Genomic DNA, 21,041 nt, shown 5'->3' with positions numbered 1-21,041 from the left:
ATTCTTAATAAAGTTAATCAATTAGCAAGTGCTACGCTGTCCTGATCTGGTTCGATCTCAGGAAAAGCTTGAATAAATGCTTGTAAATTTTGTCCATAAATAAAGGCAACTTGCTGCTCTGAGAGATGCGCCCCTAGCATCAATCCACAAAGTTTTGCGACATTTTGGGTGTGTCCAAAGGCAGGTTTGCAATACAAATAATGGTGTGGCTCTACTGGACTTTTGGTGAAAAACTGTTCCAGTTTTTTTACAACTTTAATGTCGGAACCATCCTCAACTACCAAGACAAAAGGCTCTTCCGCTTGATATTGTGGTAAGTCCGCAATCTTTAATTCTTGGAATATCTGAATTAAATTATTTTGATTTAATACCAGATTAAAGGTCTTTTCAGGCTGCAATTGCTCCAGTTGAACATCAGGATGCGCCAAGCAGCTACTGTTAATAAATTCAGCAGGAATATAAGCACTAGCTCCCCAAGACTTTTCATCGATAATGTCTTGGTCAATTTCCGAGTCACCAGCAAGCAGCAATGAAATTTCATGCGGTTGATTTTGAATTCGTTCAAATAACTCAACCAAATGCTGCTCTGTCGATGCAGCACTGAGATAATGATATTCAATATGGAACTTTTGCGGGATGATACCTAAATCATAAAAAATGCTTTGGAGCGCTTCATTACTACTCGTATCGTTCCATGTGTGCACCACATCTTCAGATAGCAAAATATGTAGATTTAATTTATCTAAACGATAAACTTGCTCAACCTGAATCGTCCCACCGTCTTCATCTCCCGTTGTTGATAACGTTGGATCAATCCATGCAGGGTGCATCCGATATTCGTACAAATTTTGACTTTCATAAAATAGACTCGAGCGCTTTAAATGCTCTGAAATCGAAACTAAAAGTTCAGTATGCTGCTCAAGTTGATGCTGAATTAATGCCATAATGCGCTGTTGTCGAATCGACGAGAACTGTAACTCTCCATCATCGTCATTGAGCTGCTGATCTAATTCTGCAATTCGATAAGATAAAATTGGTATCCCGTGAAAATTAACTAGATTTTGATCTAACTTCGGACTACTGAACTGCTTAATGCCCTCTATAATTGAGTCATTTTCACCTAAAGCACTATAGGCACTCGCTGCATATAAATTTAACTTTAACCATTTACTCTCCTGAGCAATTGGTTGAGCTTCAATCGATCCATCTTCCTGATTTTGTTCAGCCAGTAATGCTTGTTGTTTTTTCTCTTTATGATGTTGATACGCTTTATAGATCAGCCAAGGTGACAGTAACACCAAGGTAATTACGACGGGCAAGATCAGGAAATAATTAATTAAATCGGCAGATTCTGGCTGATATTGAATATCACGCCAATAATAGATAACAATCAATCCAACCAAAATAAAACAGCTGATTAAGGTCGCTAAAATTTTCTTTATCATTATGCTGCTCCTAAAAGTGCATAACGAGTTTCACTGTTATGTTGCTGAAGTTGTGCCGATGGCATTAAAAATGCACCCTGCCCCAAACCGACTTCATGTCCTGAGTCCAAGCGAATTGGAGCTACTTCACTCTTATCTAAAATTAAACGTACATCAATAAATAGCGTTGGACTGCACCAGGTTTGGATTAAATGCTTTAACTTTTTATTTAAAGGCTGATCAGGTAAAAAAGCTAAATACTGCTCACGACACAACGGTCCGATTTGAATTTCGATTTTTCCATCAATTTGCTGAACCGTATCCCCACAAAAGGTATTCACCCCAAGTAAACTCGGGTTATTTCCACCCAAACTGGTTTTTTGTTCATCACCCAGTTTAAATTTTTCTTTGATAAATTCCTGAATATGTACCTGTTCATTGAACACACAAGACAAAACAGTTTTTAACGCATGTGCGGTGTTGTTTTGTCCCTGCATCAAACCAGAAAATTCTGCAAAATATTCGTCTAGATCATGCTGTTGATGCTGTGCACGAACATAGCCATTTAAGGCATGCAAAATATCTAGGTAATGATTGTCTTGCTCAATTTCATAACGCACAGCGAGGTTATAAGTCAAACTGGCGTCGACATATTTAGCTGTGAGCTTATGATTAAATAAGCCTAAAAATTCTTTAATCTCAAGTCGTTGCTGACGTGTACTTTGTTTTAATTTATTGGTATAGGTATAAGGAAGCGCACCTTGTGTACCTGTTAAACCCACAACCAAATTGGTCAAATGAATCCGCTGATCTTGATAGTTCAGTTCTTCAATCTCGGTCGCGGGGAAACTTAAACTAAAGGACGTGCCAAATTTAAAATCGTCAGACCAATCCTGTTGCTGCGTTACTTCTGCTTGATGGCGCAACAAACGTGTCGATTGAATAAACTCAAACGAGCCTGATTTTTTAAAAACTTGATCGACTACAGAAGAGTCTTGCCACCAACGTTCTGCACGCATTGGTATATCTCCTGTTGGTTAAGACTGTCTTTTACAACCACATCAACAAAACTATTAATTTGAACTTTCAGATTAAAAATGTGACTTAATAACTGACTAAAAATATATAAACTGTGCCCTCTAAATACACTCTTATTGACCGTTAATTCCGCTTTAACTCCACGAATAAACATAGGAAAAGGCTTCGCATTCATCAGCTTATTGGTGGTTGAGAAATTCAGCAGCTTCAAAGCGTCAATCAATAAAATATTTTCTTTGGAATGTGGCAAGTTATATAAAGCCAACAGTTCTTTTACATGACTCAGTGCATCCCCTTTCATCAGTGCCAAGGTATTGAGTGAAAGATGAGAAATAATGCGCCATTGCTCATTGCTGTTTTTATCAAAATGATAAGGCGATGTCGGGCGCTTTAAGATCAAAGCACGTCTTGCCAAACTACTATCATTCAAATTGAGAATGTTGTTGCTCTGACTTAACGCTTCATGTGGTAAATCACCGTTTGAGCAAAGTAATTTGGTACTAATAAAATCGGACTTAATTTCATAGGGCTTCAAATGCTTAGAAACAATTGAATAGCCCATCTGCATGTTTTTGGTTTGTGTCGGTGAATAATTTAAAGAATAGAAAAATTGGACCTTATCATTGTGATAATGGCTCATTGCGAAAAAAGGTAAAACAGGAAGATGAGTTTGTTCCTGATTGGTTTTCTCCCGCACCATATTCATTTCAATAATTGAATAAACTTGATACAGCTCAGGATGATGCGCATCAGTAATTAATGGATATTGCAGTTGCGTATGTGAGATCTTTTGTGGCTCTGCCTGCTTTTCAAACAGATTAATTGCAGGTGTGGTAAATAATTTAAAGTTGGCAATATTCAGTTCTGAGTAATTACGCACAATTGCTTGGTCATTCAAATTAAGTTTGAGATGTATCAAGACTTCAAAATTATTCTGTTGTTGTAACAAGCCTTTTAGAACACTTAGATCAAAGTTCAAGTAGTTGAACTTCTCCGGAAAACAAAAGTATTCCATCAACAAACGGTAAGCATGATGGGTATGTTGGTCAATCGGCAATAAGCTTTCCTGCTCACTAAACCCCATCACAGCAAATGGATTGGCAATTTCAACTACACGTTGCCCGACGCGAATCGAAAACCCCGTTTCTTTACGGAAAATACTGTCCAAAACTTGCAATGGAAAATTTGAAATTGCATCTAAATAGATCGGTAATTTTTCGTCCAGAATCCATTGTTGAGCATCATTAAAAATTTCAAATTTCAGACTCAAAGTCGCATTCTGATTCAAATGCATATGCGTACTTGGCGAAGTTTGAAACTCTAAATTGCTTAATGTAATCGGCAATAATCGAACTTCATTACTGGTATTAAACTCACATTGCACGCCTTTAAAACTACGTGATTTCAATGCGGTATTCTGAGGAATAATATGTGCAGCGCTAAGTTGTTTGAGTTTATTAATATCTTCAAAACTGACCACAGTACACGCTGGGAAATGACGTAAGTATTGAGGAAACATCACCTCAAAGAGAGAATGAGTAAACAGATCATAACTATCTGCTAATTTTTTATCGATACGTGCAGCAATCAGTGAAAAGGCTTGAATTAACCGTTCAATATGCGGGTCATCAATTTGTTCTTGATTTAAAGATAAGCGTTGCGCAATCTTCGGGTATTTCTGCGCAAACTCTCGAGATTGTTGACCGAATTCTTGTAGTTGTTTTTCATAATACGGTAAAAGTTGCTCTATCACAGTTCGCTCACACTAAGTTCTGGCAGAAATAACATATTGTTGTGTTGTTGGTTTGAGTAAAGCGTCAAAAAAAACAGGTTCATAGAGTGGATGAATATTTAAGTAGGCCTGAATACTTAAACAAAGTGATCCCATATTATGACCATCCAAGAGCATCTCAACTTTGATCTGTCTTAATCTTGGTTCATGTGCTGCAATAGACTGTTCAATCGATTGGCAAATCTTGTCTCGATCGAGTGGGTTGGCTGTAGATAAGCCGACAAAATCAATAATCCCAAACTGCAAAATCGATTTTTTTGCCAATGGAAATTCATCCATATCTCGGTCAAACTGTGCAATTCGACTATTCAGCAAGTCTTCCAAATCACGAGCAACTGACTCTCGCAATTGTTGAATAGACATCCCTCTTAAATAATCTTCTTGCTCAGGTACTAAACGATCAAATAATGTTGATCTGAATCCATATGGATATAGATGATCTAAATTCATTTTTATAAGAACAAAATCTTGGAAAAATAGAGGCTAATAGGCAACTATTAACCTCTATTAGAAAATCACAATTTCTATTACGCAGCGTATGAAGCTGTGTTGTTAGAAAGTGACCATTTCTTAGTAACAGCACCTTTCGCAGTACCGTTAATGTCTTGTTGGTTATAAGTCCACTCAACAGCAGCGTATTTCAAACCAAATGTTTCTGTCGGAACACCTTCTTCATTTACAGTTGGTGTTACGCTAGAAACAAGAACGTGTTTCAATTTGATTTGTAAGTACTTGATACGCTTGTCACCATTTGCACGGTAATAATCGATTTGTACTTCGTCAAATGTATAACCCGCAGAACAAGCTTCCCAAAGTTTAGGACTAGTTGCATCCAAATCTTTAACGAAGATCATGTCTGAGTGTTCAACACGTTCAGCGGTATGACCACCAACGCTACTTGAAGTCGCAGATTTTGGTTGACGAATGTTATGTGACCAAGAATTAACTTCAAGCCAACCTTTGTGTTCAGAATCGCGAGATTCTCCGTCTACCTTGTACTTACCACGAAACTCAACATATATATCTTTCATTTAAAAATTACCTCTATTTTATTTAAAGTTATTATCTAGCTGATCTCATTATTAATTTGAGGACTGAGGTAGTTCAGTCACGAGTCGTAAAGAAACAGACAACTCATCCAGCTGGAAATGTGGTCTTAAGAAAACCACAGACTTGTAGTGACCCGGTTGAGCTGGATCTTCTACAACTTTTACAGATGCCTCGCGAAGCGGATATTGTGCTTTTGCTTCTTGAGATGCACCATCATCTAGCAAGACGTATTGAGAGAGCCATTCATTTAAAAAGGCTTCAACATTACCTGCAGATGCAAAACTTCCCACTTTGTCACGCATCATTGCTTTTAAGTAATGTGCAATGCGCGATACCGCCATGATGTATTGGATTTGGCTTGAAAGTGCAGAGTTTGCATTCGCCGTATCACTGTCATATTTCTTTGGTTTTTGTGCAGATTGCGCACCAAAGAAAGCTGCATAATCAGTATTTTTACAATGAACTAATGGGATAAAACCAAGATCGCTGAGTTCTTTTTCACGACGGTCAGTAATTGCAATTTCAGTTGGGCACTTAAATACAACTTCACCATCTGAAGTTTTAAAGGTGTGAACTGGTAAGCCTTCAACTAAACCACCGCCCTCAACCCCACGAATCGCAGCACACCAACCATGCATATCAAATGCGTTGGTTAAACGTGTTCCAAATGCATACGCGGCATTCATCCACAAATAATCATCGTGGTTTTCACCAGAAACATCTTCAACGAAATTAAAGCCTTCAGTCGCAGTACCCTCTTTTGGATGGTATGGCAAACGACCTAAAACATGCGGCATAGTCAAGGCAACATAACGAGAGTCTTCGCTGTCACGGAAAGAACGCCATTGCACGTATTCAGCTGTTTCGAAAATCTTTGAAACATCACGTGGACGATCAATATCTGTAAAAGATTCAAGACCTAAAATGCTTGGACTTGCTGCTGAAACAAATGGTGCATGTGCTGCTGCAGCAACATGAGAGATCTGTTCCAATAAATACATATCTGACGGTGTACGATCAAACTCGAAATCACCAATCAACGCTGCATAAGGTGCGCCACCAAATGAGCCATATTCTTCTTCATAAATCTTTTTAAACAAGGTGCTTTGATCAAAATCGGTTGCGCCTTGGAAGTCTTTTACCAACTCTTTTTTAGTCGTATTCAACATACGAATTTTAATCATTGAGTTAGATGGCGTTTCTTGACAGAAATAATAAAGACCGCGCCATGTCGATTCGATTGTTTGGAATTGTTCATGGTGCATAATTTCGCTCAATTGATTTGAAATTAGTGCATCAATTTCCGCAATACGCTTATCAATCGACAAGGTCATATTTTCAGAAACCGTAATGGTTCCTGCCATGACTTCTTTCGCCAATTCACCAATTAAGCTTTTTGCACGAACATGCTCATCATCATTACGCGCTATACGACTTTGCTCAACAATTGAATCCAACAAATTTGCTGATTCAGCTTCAACACTTGCCGCAGCGGCTGCTTGTAAATTACTCATTTTCAGCCTCCGCACTCAATTGACGAACTTGATCGGTATTTTTCAATACTTCATCTAGCAAGTCTTCTAAACGTTCACTGTTCGAAATCTTATTGCGTAAATCAGTCAAACGCTCACGTGCTGCAACCAACTTACGCAATGGATCAACTTGTTGAACCACTTGCTCAGGACGGAAGTCTTCCATCGAGTTAAAAGTTAAATCAACCGACATACGTCCACCTTCTTCCGTCAAAGTGTTTTCAACTTGGAAAGCCGCACGTGGAGCCAAAGATTCCATCACTTCATCAATGTTATCTAAGTCAACGTTGATGAATTTTTTGTCTTTTAATTTAGTTTTTTCTAGTTCAGATGCAGCAGAGAAATCCCCCATTACACCAACAACAAAAGGGAGTTCTTTTGACTCTTTACCATCACCAACTTCAACATCGTATGTCAGTTGTACACGAGGGGGACGTATGCGTTGCAGTTTTTTCTGTACGCTTTCTCTTTTTGCCATAACTTTTCACCCTTGATTATTATTTCAACGAATCGAATGGATTCGAACCTGTCTTTTGAACAGTACTTGGTTGTTTCGTAACTGTCGGTGCTACCGTCGTTTGACGTTTAACAGGTGCAGTTGTCTGATTTACTGTACTACGAGTCGGTTGTGTTGTACGTACCTTTCTGTTTGTTGTACGTCGAGTTGTGTTATTGGTCGACGTATTTCGGATCTCTTTTTTTACCGATTCATCGGTGATTGCTTTGCTCGTTGAGGTATCTGGAGCAGGTACAGCTGCACGAATACCGTCACTGAGTTGTTTTGCTGGTGGGTAAGTGAGCTCATTACTCAAATAGCGCATTTCACTTGAGCGCATTTGCTGTAATGCTCCGTTCGCAATCTCAACACTCGCCAAAAAAGTAACATCGGTTAAAGTGGCACCACGTACGTTTTGCTCTTGTAATTGCGTCGCAAGTTTTAAAGCATTCAACGGTTGCTTTAACTCATACATACGCATTGCTGCTTGAGCCAATAAATCATTTACACGCGAAGCATTATCTTTATCACAAACCTGTTGATAAATGTCTAATAAAGCATGATCCGTTTGGTTTACTGCCAACGGATTCTGTTTTAGACATTTACTTTTTAATTTAATTGGTTTTATTTCTTTATCATCAGCATACGCTGAATTACCGATTAAACCTGCTGTTATACAAAGAATTGATATTACAATACCTTTTTTCAAAATATGCCTCGTCATTATTTAACTTATAATTGAAGAGCTGACAATTATTGTTAAAAAACCCTCTTACTCGTCAATTTTTGTACATTTACATCATTTCCGCGAATTTAACAAAAAAAACACATACAAAGTCAATACTAGTTACGTTTATTAACATTATTAAATTTTCATGACAGTCATTCGTGTAAAAAAAATTTTAATTCAGGTGCATTTTTTGTTTAAAAGTGACATTTTTTGTTGTAGAATAATCTGTATACTCGAGCAGAGTTATGTTAAGTTTTTGATTTTATTCAAAAAATATTTCTAGCAAAAACAACCATACCAAGTTAGAACTTAGTAAATAGAGCTTGGTATTTAAAAATTATTGTGAGTAATAAATGAGTAACTTAAAGGTTTTAATTACAAAACTATCAGCTCCTACTCGTACTGCATTAGAAAAGTCTGCAAACTACTGTATTAACCAATTGAATTATGAAATTGAGATAGAACATCTATTTGTTGAATTATTAAATCAAAACATCATCAATGATTTACATATTTTATTAAAAAAAAATAATATCTCTCCAGATGCCTTAATTACTGATTTAAAAGAAACCATTGCATCTTTACCTAAAGGAAATACCCGCACACCAATCTTTGCAAAATCAATCGTTCGATTATTTGAACAAGCCTGGTTACTCGCTTCTGCAGAACAAATACCTTTAATACGTAGTAGTCATTTATTGATTGCTTTGTTAACTGCGCCCGATTTACAACAAATTGCTTTTAGAGCATCAAGCTTATTTGAACGTTTTCCAATCGACACGATGAAACATAAGTTTCTCGATATTTGTGAAAAAAGTAGCGAACAACCACAAACAGAAAATACTATTTCTAACCTTGAACAAACACAAAATACTGAGTCTACTGTTACTGCAGCAAAAACACCTGCCCTTGATCAGTACACGGTCAATTTGACTGAAAAAGCCAAACAAGGCGGTATCGACCCTGTGATTGGTCGCGAGTTTGAAATCCGACTCATGCTCGATATCTTGATGCGTCGCCGTCAAAACAATCCGATTTTGACGGGTGAACCTGGGGTAGGTAAAACAGCAGTTGTAGAAGGTCTCGCTTTAAAAATTGCACAAGGCTTAGTGCCTGAAGCACTCAAAAATGTACAGCTTCATGGTTTAGACATGGGGCTATTACAAGCTGGTGCAAGCGTTAAAGGTGAGTTTGAAAACCGTTTAAAACAAGTGATTCAAGAAGTACAAGCCTCTGCTCACCCGATCATCCTATTTATTGATGAAGCACATACCATGATTGGTGCGGGTGGACAAGCTGGACAAAATGATGCCGCAAACTTACTCAAACCTGCGTTAGCACGTGGTGAATTAAGAACTATAGCTGCAACGACTTGGGCTGAGTACAAACAATATTTTGAAAAAGATGCAGCACTCAGCCGTCGCTTTCAGGTGGTTAAAGTTGAAGAACCAACTGAAGAAGTGGCAATCGATATGTTACGCGCCATGATTCCGGTAATGCAAAGCCACTTCAATTTACATATTGAAGATCAAGCCATTATTACCGCAGTTCAAGCCTCTCATCGCTATATCAGTGGTCGCCAACTCCCAGATAAAGCAGTGAGTGTACTCGATACAGCTTCTGCTCGTGTTGCTTTAACTCAGAATGCACAACCTGTGATTCTGGATCAACTCAAAGCACAACAACATAATCTTAAATTAGAACATCAAATTATTAGCCACGAACATCAACAGTTCCCAATCCATCATGAACGCTTAGATGATCTCAATCAGCAACTTGCAAACTTAGACAAAGAAATCCAAGACACTGAAATTAAATGGCAGCAAGAATTGACACTGGTCAAACAAATCCAGCAACTAAATGCACAAACAGAACAGGACAATAAGACACAAATCGCTTCACTAAGAGCGGATTTAGCACAATTACAAGGTCAAACCCCTTTAGTATTCGAGCGTGTCAATGCACAAATCATCAATGAGATCATTTCAGATTGGACCGGTATTCCTGTTGGGAAAATGGTGAATGATGAAATCAAACAAATTCTTAGTCTGGAAGATAAGCTTGGCGAACGCGTGATGGGTCAAGATTATGCCCTGACCCAATTGGTACAAGGCATTAAAACCTCTAAAGCAAAATTAGAAGATCCAAATAAACCTCAAGGTGTGTTCCTATTGATTGGTCCAAGTGGTGTCGGTAAAACCGAAACTGCCCTCGCCTTAGCCAATGAACTCTATGGTGGCGAACAACATCTGATCACGATCAATATGTCTGAATATCAGGAAGCACACACAGTGTCTTCATTGAAAGGCGCACCTCCTGGTTATGTTGGCTATGGTCAAGGTGGTGTTTTAACTGAAGCTGTCCGTCGCAACCCATATAGTGTTGTGCTGTTAGATGAAATTGAGAAAGCACATAGCGATGTACAAGAATTGTTCTATCAAGTCTTTGACAAAGGCATGCTTGAAGATGGCGAAGGTCGTGTGATTGACTTTAAAAATACCACGATCATTCTGACCTCAAATACAGGCTCGAGCGCAATTATGCAGGCTTGCTTAAATCAACCTGTGGAAGAGTGGCCACATGCCGAAGATTTAATTGAACACTTAAAACCAAGTTTATATAAGCAGTTTAAACCAGCCTTTATTGGCCGTATGCGCATTGTGCCTTACTTCCCACTACATGATGAGTTATTGGTTCGCATTATTAAACATAAGCTTGGGAAAATTGTAGCTCGTATTGAAAAGCAATATGCAACCAAGGTTCAGTATTCTGATGATTTAATCGAATTGCTATTAAGTCGTTGTACTGAAGTGGATAGTGGTGCACGAAATGTGGATAACATCCTCAACTCAACGGTCCTTCCAGCTTTAGCAACTGAAATTTTAGTGGCTTTGGCTGAGCATAAACTACCAAAACTGATTGTGATTGATAGCAAAGATGATGAAATTACCTATCAGTTAGATCCAGTTGAGAAAGTTACCAAGAAACGTTCAAGTAAAAAAACCAAAGCTGAAGTGTAAATTTTAAGATTGAGCCAAATTTGTGATGCATATGGATATTTTATCTTTACTAACGCCAATTAATGAGCAGTCACCATGCGGTGAAGATTACTCATTTTCGAATGAGTTCCATGCCATTAAAAAAGCAAAAACCCAAGATGATGTACTGCTTGATCAGGGTGATTGGGTTACAGAACCGAAACAGGCTGATTGGGATTTTGTCGCAACAACATCTATGGATTTACTGCAGTCTAAAAGTAAAGATATTCGTTTACTCACTTGGCTCTCAGAAGCTTGGGCAAACCTTTATGGTTTTGAAGGAATTTCCAAAAGTCTGGAACTTAGCCATCGCTTATTAGAACAATATTGGTTAACCCTACACCCTGAAGTTGAAGATGATGATTTAGATCAGCGTATTGGCTTATTACAGGGCTTGATTAACCAACTGCCACTACTGATCAAAAAAGTCTCTTTGATCAAGCATGCGCCTTATTATCATTTACTCGACTATGACAACTTTCTTTATCACGAGAACATTCGTCGTAAACAAAGCGATGACTATGAAGGCTCAACTGGTTCAACGGAATTAGAGCAATTTGAACAGGCCATATCAAATACAGATAAGAGTTTTCAGCGTCAAAATTATCAAAGTTTTAATGAAATCCTGCAACAATGGGCAACATTGAAGCAAGTATTAGATGGTCTGCTTGGTTTAGATTCCCCTAGTTTTGCGGCAATCGACTCAGGTTTAGATACCATTCATATCACGCTGAAAAAGATTTATAAAACCGATCTGTTTGAACAGGCAACTCAAGCTGTTATTACAGAAATCGAAACATCGACAACGCCGATGGTACAACCCGTGACGACACAATCTTCTGCACCTCAAAATCAGCTGTCTTTCCAACCGCAAGTACAATCGCATGTTGAAAACCGCGAACAGGCCATGCGTGTACTGCAAGAAATTGCCACTTATTTTCAAAAAAATGAGCCACATAGCCCTGTCAGCTATATGCTGCAAAAAACCATCAAGTGGAGCCAAATGCCACTGCATGAGTGGTTAACTCAGGTGATTAAGGATGAACATCCTTTACAAATGCTACAGGACACTCTTGGTGTTCAGCCAAAGAATGAATACGAATAATTGTTGGTAAAGAAATATGTTTAAAGCAGAAAAGATTCTTTGGGGTGAAGGCTTATTTTTACGTCCTCAACATTTCCAGATCCAAGATACTTATCATGAACAACGCTTGAATCACACCATTCGAGCAATGATTCCACACGCCTATGGGGTACAGAAGTTAAAATTTGATGAAATCCAACTTTCCACTCATATTTTAGCTTTAGAAGAAATTGAAATCATTTGGCAAGATGGTGAAATTTATCATGCGCCTGCCCAAGATTTGTTGCCTGAACCATTATTGTTAGATGACCTTAATCTGCAAGGTGAAATGACGGTTTATCTTGCGCTACCAATTTTGCAGGCCAATAAGAAAAACATTGCCGATGAAACACGCTCAGTTTCTAGCCGTTATCATAACTACTTGGCAGAAACCCACGATCTGTTTACCGATGCCAGCCCTGCTGAACTGAATTTGTTACGTCGTCGTGCCGAATTTAAATTGCTTGAACAACATATTCAACCTAGCCAAAATCTAGATGGATTCTTATATGTTCCTGTTGCTAAAATTAAGCGCCAAAGCTCAGGCCATTTTGAATTAGATAATAAGTTTATTCCGCCAATTTTGCATATTGCTGCATCAGAATCTTTAATTAACAACCTAAAACGTACTTTGAACGTGATTAAGGCAAAAATTAAGATGATTCAAAGTAATAACCGTGAAAATGAACAGAAACTGATTGAGTTCCGTTCAGGGGATATTGTTTCATTTTGGCTGATCAATGCTTTAAACACGGCATATGCAGGGCTGAACCATTTACTCCAATATCCATTGATTCACCCTGAGCGTTTGTTCTCTGAATTATTACGTTTAACTGGTTCTTTACTGACCTTCTCGACCGCGTATGATTTGGACCATTTGCCGCAGTATAAACATCACCAGTTACAAGATAGTTTTCAGCAGCTTGATCTGATTCTAAGAGATTTATTAGATACCATTATTTCAAGTCGTTATTTCAGTATTGCCTTGAAAGAAACACGACCATCATATTGGGTTGGTAGTCTTGAGTCTGACAAAATTACCCGTGATACCCGTCTCTATATCGCGGTTTCAAGCAGCATGATGCAAACGCATGAACTTATTCAAATTGTACCGTTACGCTTCAAAGTGGGTAGCACAATTGATGTAGAACAACGTGTTATTGCCGCACTTCCAGCAGTTCCACTCCATCATTTAATGCAAGTCCCAACTGCAATTCCTGTGCGCTCTGGGGTGAGCTATTTTGAAATCGAGCCACATCACGAATTGTATCAACGGATGCTTGAATCAGAATCTATCTGTGTCTATGTGCCAGCCGGATTCCAAGATATCAGTATTGAACTCATTGCCGTAATGAATAGTTAAGAGAATAACAATGACTCAACCCACAGGCATCCCCTCTTTATTCGATGATGGAAAAATTGGTTCAGGCTTCCCAACGTCTGACCAACCACAAAATAAAGTGCAAGCGACCAACTTGATTGATCTATTACATGACGGTTTTTATTTAGTCTTCTTGCTTCGTAACCGTTACATTCCATCGAATCCAAATGATTTCCGTGAAAAAATTCTGGATCTATTAAATCGTTTTGAGCAGCAGGCCAAACGATTGCAATTTTCTGCCGATGATATTCATGATTCGAAATATGCATTTTGTGCACTGATTGATGAAACCATTGCCACTCAACAAGATCCAGCCTACTTTAACTTGCAAAATACTTGGCTGATTAGCCCACTTCAGTTGAGCTTATTTGGTTCACAACTCGCAGGTTATCGTTTTTTTGAGATATTGGAACAATTACGTAGTCGTGGTAAAGAGCGTTTAGCTTCGCTTGAAGTTTTCCACTACTGCTTATTACTCGGTTTTCAAGGCAAATATCGACTGGAATCTGTTGAAAGCTTAAACCATCTTGTCGCCCGTGTTGGTGACGAAATTGATTATCTCAAAGGTAAAAAAGCGGCATTCTCTCCGTTTGCAGCAATTCCGGATCAGATTAAACATATTATTCACCATGAACTGCCTTTTTTCTGGATACTGATCTTCTTACTTATGTTTGCAGCACTCACCTTTGCTGGACTCAAGTTTATGTTATCAAAGCAAAACCAGAATGCTTTAAACCCATATCAAAATGTGATTTCAGCGCCTGCTGAAGAAGCACATATCACCATCCATTTGCCTTAGTTGATAACGTATGACTCAGGAAAGAGCAACTTCTATACGCATATTACAGAGTAATAAGAAAAAAACCTTATCGCCTGTAATTTATTTACTGATCGGATTTCTTTCAGGGATTATCTTTGCTGCACTGATTTTCTTTCTCTTTGCTACGGACTCAAGTCCTAGCGATACAGTTGCTCCGCAACAAGAACAAGCGCTAGAAGATAATAATCGTGTTCAAACACATAGCAAAGTGACAGCTCAAGTTTCAGAGGAAACAGCAGCTGGTCATCATGAAACAGCTGAATCGGTAGAAGATAATAATTTTACCCAACCTGGTAGTAATGATTTAAATAAATTCTTCCAACGTACTGCCCCACCCGCTGCGCCAGCACCGGCTGGACAACACATTTCCCCATTTGCCAATGAGCCAAACGCCAAAGCACAGCAAAAGGTAGTCCCTGCAAAATCACAACAAGGGAAAAGTGAACCAGCTCCCGCGATAACAAATAAAACCGTGAAGCCAGCAGTAGCCCCTCAACCAGCCAAAGCCGCTCCAACGAAAGAGCCAGAGGCGGAAGCACCTGAGGCAACAGTACAGATAAAAGTGACACAAAAGCCTTTTGCTGTGAATGAATTGCAATAAAAAATGATTTTTCTTATTTTCTTTTGCTTCATCGCTGTCGCGATCGGATTAACGCTGCTCATGTCTTATGAGCTACGCTATAAATGCAAACAGTTGTTGCAATCGTTATTACCGAGTGGCAAAAAGAAAATCGTTAATGCAATGCAGTTCGCTGAGAACATGCATCAAGCTGCTTCACCAGAAAAATTACAATCTCATTGGCACCTACAGCAATGGTGGATTTTAATCGCAGGCTTCTTTTTATTTGCCAGTATTATTATTTTTGCGTTTACCCGCCCAATCAATTCCACACGAATTGAAGCAGAGTATTTAAAAGAAACCGATCCACAAATTTATACCTTACTCAATGGCGAGATGCTCAGTCCACCACCTGATGTTGACGATACATTGATCCAAGATGCAATTGTTGAAGCAACTCGTCTAGAGCAAGCTTATCAGGCACAGCATCCAACAGATCCGAGCATTGATGCTTCTCAAATCGAGATTCCAATTACCCATTCACATGGCAGTTTAAATTCATCCTTGGTTGATCGTAAGTGGGATAAAATCAACCCACGCTATAAGCAACGTCTGCTTATGGTCTTTAAAATCATGAAAGAACAACATGGTTATGAACTGGTATTACTTGAAGGCTACCGCAGCCCAAGTCGTCAGAATATGTTAGCAGGCAACCCAAATACAACTCGCGCCAAAGGTTATCAAAGTTATCACCAATTTGGTCTAGCAGCAGATGTCGCCTTTAAGCGCAATGGTAAAGTCGTGATTACGGAGCGTGATCCTTGGGCAATGCGCGGCTATGAGTTATATGGTCAAGTTGCCGAGTCTGTTGGATTAACTTGGGGTGGTCGCTGGAAATCAATCAAAGACTATGGGCATACCGAATACCGTATGCCAGGTTTAAGAAAAACCAAGGAAATGGCTGAACAACTCACCGCTGAAGGACAACTAACAGCAAGAACTGATGAGTCTTAAACCTACCATAAGTTCTCTTCTGCAAAATCTCAAACCGATGCATTCAAATAATAGGCATCGGTTTGATTACAGAATTAAAAACTAAATACAAAGATTATTTAAATCTAAAATTATAATATGGCTTAAATTATTTCCTCTTCAACTACTGAAGCTGAAATCGGCTTTTTCACTCTTAAAATAAATATTTTGAAAATCTCGTTCATACCCAATCCAATTATAAAGGCAATCATAAATGAACCGAGCACATCAAACGGAAAATGAACACCTATATAAATCCTTGACCAACCTACAATCAAACCTAATAGCAATGCTGCACTGCCAATTTTTCGGAAACCAGACAAAAGATATGAGAATGCAATCGTTGCCACTGTCAGAGTATGTTGACTTGGAAAAGAGGAGGAAGAACCATGCCCTGTAAGGATATGTCCAATGCCTAAATCAAAAGGACGTGGATGGAAATACACCACATGAATGAACTGAGTAACCAATAGAGAAACTGCGATCGTGATGAGCATCTTGATAAACTGTGTTTGGTATTTTTTATCCTTAATGAACAATGAAGCAATTAAAAATACAAATAATACTGCGATTAAATTATGTGATGCGAATAAAGCCACTTTATCCAAAAGCAGGTTTTGCGTTGCAGCTGAGTTAATCCAGTTAAATAAGCGAATATCGATCGTTTCAATTGACATCGTCAATCATTCCATGATGACTTTATATAAAAAAATATTATAAAAACAATCTTAAAATAAAATTAAAATTTATAATTTTAGCTTGATTATAAAGCGCCTTTGTTTTTTCTTTAAACTGCTGAGCGATAAGAGGAATAACAAGATAATTGTCCTGTTATCCCTCTGCTTTGGTAGGTTTCACATCAAAGTTTATGAATGTTTCCAAGGCACTGCAGGTGAGCCAATCCATGCTGATTTTGCAGGAATGTTCTCCCCTTTCATCACCAATGTCAGTGGGCCCAATACCGCATGATCCGCTACATTGGCATTGTATAAAATAATACTGCGCGAATTTACTACTACATCACTGCCAATATTGACTTGGCCAATTTTCATGATACGGTCTTCAAATAGATGCGTTTGTGGTCCAGAAAAGCTATTAAACTCAGCACGATCACCAATCTTCACACAATCAAATTCGGTGATATCAGCAGTATCCAGATATACATCCTTACCAATCCCAACACCTAAAAGACGCAAGAAGAAAGGCAACATTGGCGTCCCTCTTAAATAGTTCAAGAAGTTCGGAATCGCAACAGATTCATATAGGCTGGTAATCCCTTCACTGAGCCAAACGAACATGGTCCACATCGGTGCCGAACGTGGTTGATAACGTCCAATTAAAGCCCATTTCAATACGGTCACAATGACAAAACAACCCACTCCATATAACAGCCCAGCTAAAGTTAAAGCTAGCAATCCTATCGCAATACTATAATCATTAATGACATCAATCACTTCTAAAACAATCATATAACCCACACCAATGGCAAGTGCTGTTGGTAATACGATACGTAAACCTTCAATCAAGCCTCGCATTAAACGGCGTTTCGCGCTTGGTTTAAAAGTTAAATGATCTGGATATTGTGCTGCTGCTTCACGTGCTGGCAATAGTAAAGGTGGTGAACCGAACCATGTTTGCCCCGAATACATTTCTCGGTTATCTGGCGTTTTCGATTGCACTCCGATCAAAACATTATCAGGTAATACCGTACCATCCGCGATATATGCACTGTTCCCAACAAAGCTACGATTGCCAATTTGAGTAGATTTCAACGACATCCAACCGCCTTTAATTTCTTCATCACCGAGCATCACCGCATCAGCAATAAAGCTTTCCTCACCAAGGGTCAGCATCTCAGGAATCACGCCAGTAGCGGTAGAAATTTCTGTATTTCTACCCACTTTCGCACCCAGCATACGGAACCATGTCGGAGCATATATAGTGGCGAACAAACCATGTAAGGTTTGCAAACTGGTTTCTAAAATCTGAGCGGCAAACCATTTACGATAATATGTACCACCATGCACCGCATAAGTGCCTGACTCTAAACTTGGCAACACCACTTTACGTATAGCCGATGAAATTAATGCAGTGATGATCATCATCATGGCACTGGCAGGAATCGCAAGGATGAAATAATACAGTGCGGTTTGAACGTGATTATTTGGGTCGATATTAAACACATTGACATCTAACCAATCTACCAACAGGAAGCTTGGGAAAATCGGAATAAAGAATAAGCACGCAATGATTAAGGCACTGACACTGTAATAACCATATTCCGCAAATTTTCTCATTAAGGATAATTTCGGACGTGCTGCTAATGATTCAAGCTCATCAATATGGCCTATTTTTTTCGCTGGTGTTCCATCCCAAATTTCGCCTGCAGGTACCGTCGTACCATATTCAATCGAGGTTAAAGCATTGACATGCGCTTGCGGTTCTAACACGGTATTTTCTTCCAATACTGCATAAGATCCCACATAACTGTCTTTTTTAAGCTGAATTGAGCCCAAGACTAAATGCCCGTGCTCCACCTTTGCATTTTCCAGATTTACATTGGAACCAACACTCACACCATCTTCAATCTTTAGCAATGAAGGCATACGGATATGCACCGAGCTAATGCTGACATCATGCCCAATCTTCGCCCCAAGTGCTTTGAGATATAAATTTAGTAAAGTCGAACCAGAGAGTAGATACACAGGTGAAATACTGCTGATACGATCTGCCAACCACCAACGGAAATAGGTCATTCCCCACAGTGGATAACGACCTGCACCAACTCCTAGCATCAGTAAACGTTTTACCGTAATTGAAACTGCAAAACTGGCAATAATCACACTGATATACACCAGCAAAGACAACGCGATCGCATAAGGGATACTGTCTCGTGCTCCCCCAGTAAAATAATGATAGGTAAAGAATGGTGCCAACCATTGCAGAATATTGATCGAGATCAGCACTGGAATCGTCACCGCCTGTGCAATCCCACACAGCCATTTATAACCTTGATGACGTGGATTGTCTTGTCCAATCTGGCGATCAAATAAGGAAGGTTCAGGTTGTTCTAACATTAAAGCTGCAATCACCCCGACTTTTCTTGCCTGATATAAGCTTTGAATGGTCAGATGGCTATATTGAGGGTGTTCACGTAAATTCGAGATCAGTACTGCAGCGAGTAAAGAATGACCTCCAAGATCATCAAAGAAATCTGAATCTAACTTGATGGGGATATTGGGAAATAAACGACCTAGAATCTCAAATAAAATCTGTTCAGCTTCATTCTGTGGCTGATCAGATTCACTCCGGTCAATCACACTGGTTAATGGGCGAGCCTTCAATGCCTTACGATCAATTTTCCCAGACAATAAACGTGGCACTTCTTCAATAATTTCAAAGCGATTTGGCACCATATATGGCGGTAAACGCTGACTAAGCTGGTATCTGAGCTGCTTAATTTCAATCGCTTGTTTTGCCTCCAACTCAGGTGCAATAAAGGCAATCAGCTGATCAATCCCATCTTCAGCTCTTAAAATAACTGCTGCCGTTCCAATTCCATCAAGATCACATAACGCAGCTTCAATTTCACCGAGTTCGACACGGAAACCACGAATTTTGATTTGATCATCGGCACGACCTAAACAATGCACTTGACCAAACTCATCAATTTTGGCGAGGTCTCCTGTGCGATACAAGCTGATTTCATCCTCATTATTTGCCCAAGGATTCTCAAGAAATTTGTCTGCAGTTAAATCAGCTCGGCCTAAATAACCTTGTGCCACACTGGGTCCAAAAATACACAATTCCCCTGTTTCGCCTTGAGCTAATAGCTCTCGCTCTGCATTAATCACCAACATGCCGTAGTTCGGTAATGGCTTACCAATGGTGACGGGTTTTCCTTGCTGTAATAATTCTAAACTAGCCGATACCGTGGTTTCAGTCGGACCATAGGTATTAAACATTTGATGGTGTGGTAAGGCCCAACGTTCCACCAATGAATCAGGGCACATTTCCCCACCTAGGTTGATGATACGCAAGTTCGGAACGTCTTCAGGAAATAAAGCCAGTAAAGTCGGCACAGCATGTAATACGGTAATCTGTTGTTGTTTCAATGTTTGGCAGAGTCGCTCTGGATCGCTGACTAAGGATTTTGGTGCAATCCACAAGCTTGCACCCACCAGATAAGACAACCAGATTTCTTCAAAGGACATATCAAAAGCAACTGAGAAACCCTGATAGACCTTGTCCTGTTCCTGAATCCCTAAAATACTGTTTTCACTACGCAGAAAATGACAAATATTCTTCTGAGTAATCACAATGCCTTTCGGCTTTCCTGTTGAACCTGAGGTATAAATAGTATAGGCAGGCTGCTCAGGCGTGGTTTTGGCTAATTCCACAGTTTCATGCAATGGTCGCTGTAATTCAGTATTGGTCCATTTGGTCTGTGGGACGTCTTGTAAGTGTTCATACCATTCATCACTGGTAATCATACCCACAGCCGCAGCATCTTCAAGGCAAACAGCGATTCGATCTGCAGGCGTATCCATATCAAATGGTAACCAAGCTGCTCCGCTCAGACAAATTGCCAACTGAGATTTTAATAATTCAATACCACGCGGCAGCCATAAGCCAATGATATCGCCAGCTTTGACCCCTTTAAGGGTCAAATGCTGTGCCATCAATAAAGCTTGTTGATAGAGCTCGCCATAGCTCAGCTTTTGTTCTGCCTCGATCAAGGCAATTTTTTCTGGAAAAGTCTGTGCCGTCTGAATAAAAATATCAGCCAGCACTTCATGTTGTAAGAATTCTGGGTGGTGCTTACCACGAATAATATTTTTTGCGCTCATCACACATTGGTTCATTTTTATGCTCTCTTTAATGTTCTGATTTGGCTAAAGACGAAATGAGGTGTTCGTATTCGCTGGTAAATTAAAGAGAGCAACTTAAAACAACATTAAAGTGTGATGTGCAGATAAACAATAAAACCTGAACAGAACAAAAGTGATCAATCTGACCACTTTTT

The 21,041-nt window shown here is 39.2% G+C and carries 16 protein-coding genes; 6 read left to right on the top strand and 10 right to left on the bottom strand.

All coding sequences use genetic code 11. The features are described from left to right. Positions 1 to 17 precede the first annotated feature (17 nt). From F3J02_RS06140 to F3J02_RS06105, 8 genes are all read right to left on the bottom strand, one after another. Positions 18 to 1,445, bottom strand: coding sequence for a hypothetical protein (locus F3J02_RS06140; RefSeq protein WP_167248165.1), 1,428 nt, complete (start codon positions 1,443 to 1,445; stop codon positions 18 to 20). Next, a complete protein-coding gene (gene tssG / locus F3J02_RS06135) occupies positions 1,445 to 2,443 on the bottom strand; it encodes a type VI secretion system baseplate subunit TssG (protein WP_167248164.1) in 999 nt (332 codons plus the stop codon). Before tssG ends, F3J02_RS06140 begins: the two co-directional genes overlap by 1 nt. After that, entirely contained in the window at positions 2,407 to 4,215 is a 1,809-nt protein-coding gene (gene tssF / locus F3J02_RS06130; RefSeq protein WP_167248163.1) for a type VI secretion system baseplate subunit TssF, read from the bottom strand. The genes tssG and tssF overlap by 37 nt, the downstream gene beginning before the upstream one ends. Before the next feature lie 12 nt (positions 4,216 to 4,227). Beyond that, entirely contained in the window at positions 4,228 to 4,704 is a 477-nt protein-coding gene (gene tssE, locus F3J02_RS06125; protein ID WP_004654759.1) for a type VI secretion system baseplate subunit TssE, read from the bottom strand. 77 nt (positions 4,705 to 4,781) lie between these two features. Beyond that, the gene (locus tag F3J02_RS06120) at positions 4,782 to 5,285 is read right to left on the bottom strand and encodes an Hcp family type VI secretion system effector (protein WP_004654761.1); all 504 of its coding nucleotides are present in this window, start codon (positions 5,283 to 5,285) and stop codon (positions 4,782 to 4,784) included. A 51-nt stretch (positions 5,286 to 5,336) separates the two neighbouring features. After that, on the bottom strand, positions 5,337 to 6,818 hold the full coding sequence (tssC, locus tag F3J02_RS06115; protein WP_004805523.1) for a type VI secretion system contractile sheath large subunit: 1,482 nt from the start codon (positions 6,816 to 6,818) through the stop codon (positions 5,337 to 5,339). After that, on the bottom strand, positions 6,811 to 7,314 hold the full coding sequence (tssB, locus tag F3J02_RS06110; RefSeq protein WP_004805522.1) for a type VI secretion system contractile sheath small subunit: 504 nt from the start codon (positions 7,312 to 7,314) through the stop codon (positions 6,811 to 6,813). The genes tssC and tssB overlap by 8 nt, the downstream gene beginning before the upstream one ends. 19 nt (positions 7,315 to 7,333) lie before the next feature. Continuing rightward, positions 7,334 to 8,041 carry a hypothetical protein gene (locus F3J02_RS06105; RefSeq protein WP_167248162.1) on the bottom strand — a complete coding sequence of 236 codons (708 nt, stop codon included), beginning with the start codon at positions 8,039 to 8,041 and terminating at the stop codon, positions 7,334 to 7,336. Positions 8,042 to 8,415: 374 nt separating this feature from the next. Between F3J02_RS06105 and tssH the strand changes: the two genes are divergently transcribed. The 6 genes from tssH to F3J02_RS06075 are packed head-to-tail and all read left to right on the top strand — an operon-like array spanning position 8,416 to position 15,997. Continuing rightward, positions 8,416 to 11,082 carry a type VI secretion system ATPase TssH gene (gene tssH, locus F3J02_RS06100; protein ID WP_167248161.1) on the top strand — a complete coding sequence of 889 codons (2,667 nt, stop codon included), beginning with the start codon at positions 8,416 to 8,418 and terminating at the stop codon, positions 11,080 to 11,082. Between the two features lie 25 nt (positions 11,083 to 11,107). Further along, a complete protein-coding gene (tssA, locus tag F3J02_RS06095; RefSeq protein ID WP_167248160.1) occupies positions 11,108 to 12,205 on the top strand; it encodes a type VI secretion system protein TssA in 1,098 nt (365 codons plus the stop codon). A 16-nt stretch (positions 12,206 to 12,221) separates the two neighbouring features. Next, the gene (tssK, locus tag F3J02_RS06090) at positions 12,222 to 13,586 is read left to right on the top strand and encodes a type VI secretion system baseplate subunit TssK (protein ID WP_167248159.1); all 1,365 of its coding nucleotides are present in this window, start codon (positions 12,222 to 12,224) and stop codon (positions 13,584 to 13,586) included. Between the two features lie 10 nt (positions 13,587 to 13,596). After that, on the top strand, positions 13,597 to 14,403 hold the full coding sequence (gene icmH / locus F3J02_RS06085) for a type IVB secretion system protein IcmH/DotU (protein WP_167248158.1): 807 nt from the start codon (positions 13,597 to 13,599) through the stop codon (positions 14,401 to 14,403). A gap of 10 nt (positions 14,404 to 14,413) precedes the next feature. Further along, the gene (locus F3J02_RS06080; protein WP_167248157.1) at positions 14,414 to 15,025 is read left to right on the top strand and encodes a hypothetical protein; all 612 of its coding nucleotides are present in this window, start codon (positions 14,414 to 14,416) and stop codon (positions 15,023 to 15,025) included. 3 nt (positions 15,026 to 15,028) lie between these two features. Beyond that, a complete protein-coding gene (locus tag F3J02_RS06075; RefSeq protein ID WP_167248156.1) occupies positions 15,029 to 15,997 on the top strand; it encodes a M15 family metallopeptidase in 969 nt (322 codons plus the stop codon). A gap of 122 nt (positions 15,998 to 16,119) precedes the next feature. Here the strand turns inward: F3J02_RS06075 and F3J02_RS06070 are convergent, their stop codons facing one another. Next, positions 16,120 to 16,692, bottom strand: a complete 573-nt coding sequence (locus F3J02_RS06070; protein ID WP_167248155.1) for an undecaprenyl-diphosphatase — start codon at positions 16,690 to 16,692, stop codon at positions 16,120 to 16,122. A gap of 189 nt (positions 16,693 to 16,881) precedes the next feature. Then, complete coding sequence (posA, locus tag F3J02_RS06065) at positions 16,882 to 20,880, bottom strand: delta-poly-L-ornithine synthetase PosA (RefSeq protein ID WP_167248154.1); 3,999 nt, start codon at positions 20,878 to 20,880, stop codon at positions 16,882 to 16,884. Positions 20,881 to 21,041: the final 161 nt, after the last annotated feature.

Source organism: Acinetobacter sp. Tr-809 (assembly GCF_011753255.1).
In the GTDB taxonomy this organism is placed as follows: domain Bacteria; phylum Pseudomonadota; class Gammaproteobacteria; order Pseudomonadales; family Moraxellaceae; genus Acinetobacter.
This window is presented reverse-complemented; position numbering and strand designations above follow the sequence as displayed.

Coding starts and splice junctions, on each gene's coding strand:
- F3J02_RS06140 (WP_167248165.1), bottom strand. CDS start 1,445: ATGATAAAGAAAATTTTAGCGACCTTAATCAGCTGTTTTATTTTGGTT.
- tssG (WP_167248164.1), bottom strand. CDS start 2,443: ATGCGTGCAGAACGTTGGTGGCAAGACTCTTCTGTAGTCGATCAAGTT.
- tssE (WP_004654759.1), bottom strand. CDS start 4,704: ATGAATTTAGATCATCTATATCCATATGGATTCAGATCAACATTATTT.
- F3J02_RS06120 (WP_004654761.1), bottom strand. CDS start 5,285: ATGAAAGATATATATGTTGAGTTTCGTGGTAAGTACAAGGTAGACGGA.
- tssC (WP_004805523.1), bottom strand. CDS start 6,818: ATGAGTAATTTACAAGCAGCCGCTGCGGCAAGTGTTGAAGCTGAATCA.
- tssB (WP_004805522.1), bottom strand. CDS start 7,314: ATGGCAAAAAGAGAAAGCGTACAGAAAAAACTGCAACGCATACGTCCC.
- tssH (WP_167248161.1), top strand. CDS start 8,416: ATGAGTAACTTAAAGGTTTTAATTACAAAACTATCAGCTCCTACTCGT.
- tssA (WP_167248160.1), top strand. CDS start 11,108: ATGCATATGGATATTTTATCTTTACTAACGCCAATTAATGAGCAGTCA.
- tssK (WP_167248159.1), top strand. CDS start 12,222: ATGTTTAAAGCAGAAAAGATTCTTTGGGGTGAAGGCTTATTTTTACGT.
- icmH (WP_167248158.1), top strand. CDS start 13,597: ATGACTCAACCCACAGGCATCCCCTCTTTATTCGATGATGGAAAAATT.
- F3J02_RS06080 (WP_167248157.1), top strand. CDS start 14,414: ATGACTCAGGAAAGAGCAACTTCTATACGCATATTACAGAGTAATAAG.
- F3J02_RS06075 (WP_167248156.1), top strand. CDS start 15,029: ATGATTTTTCTTATTTTCTTTTGCTTCATCGCTGTCGCGATCGGATTA.
- F3J02_RS06070 (WP_167248155.1), bottom strand. CDS start 16,692: ATGTCAATTGAAACGATCGATATTCGCTTATTTAACTGGATTAACTCA.
- posA (WP_167248154.1), bottom strand. CDS start 20,880: ATGAACCAATGTGTGATGAGCGCAAAAAATATTATTCGTGGTAAGCAC.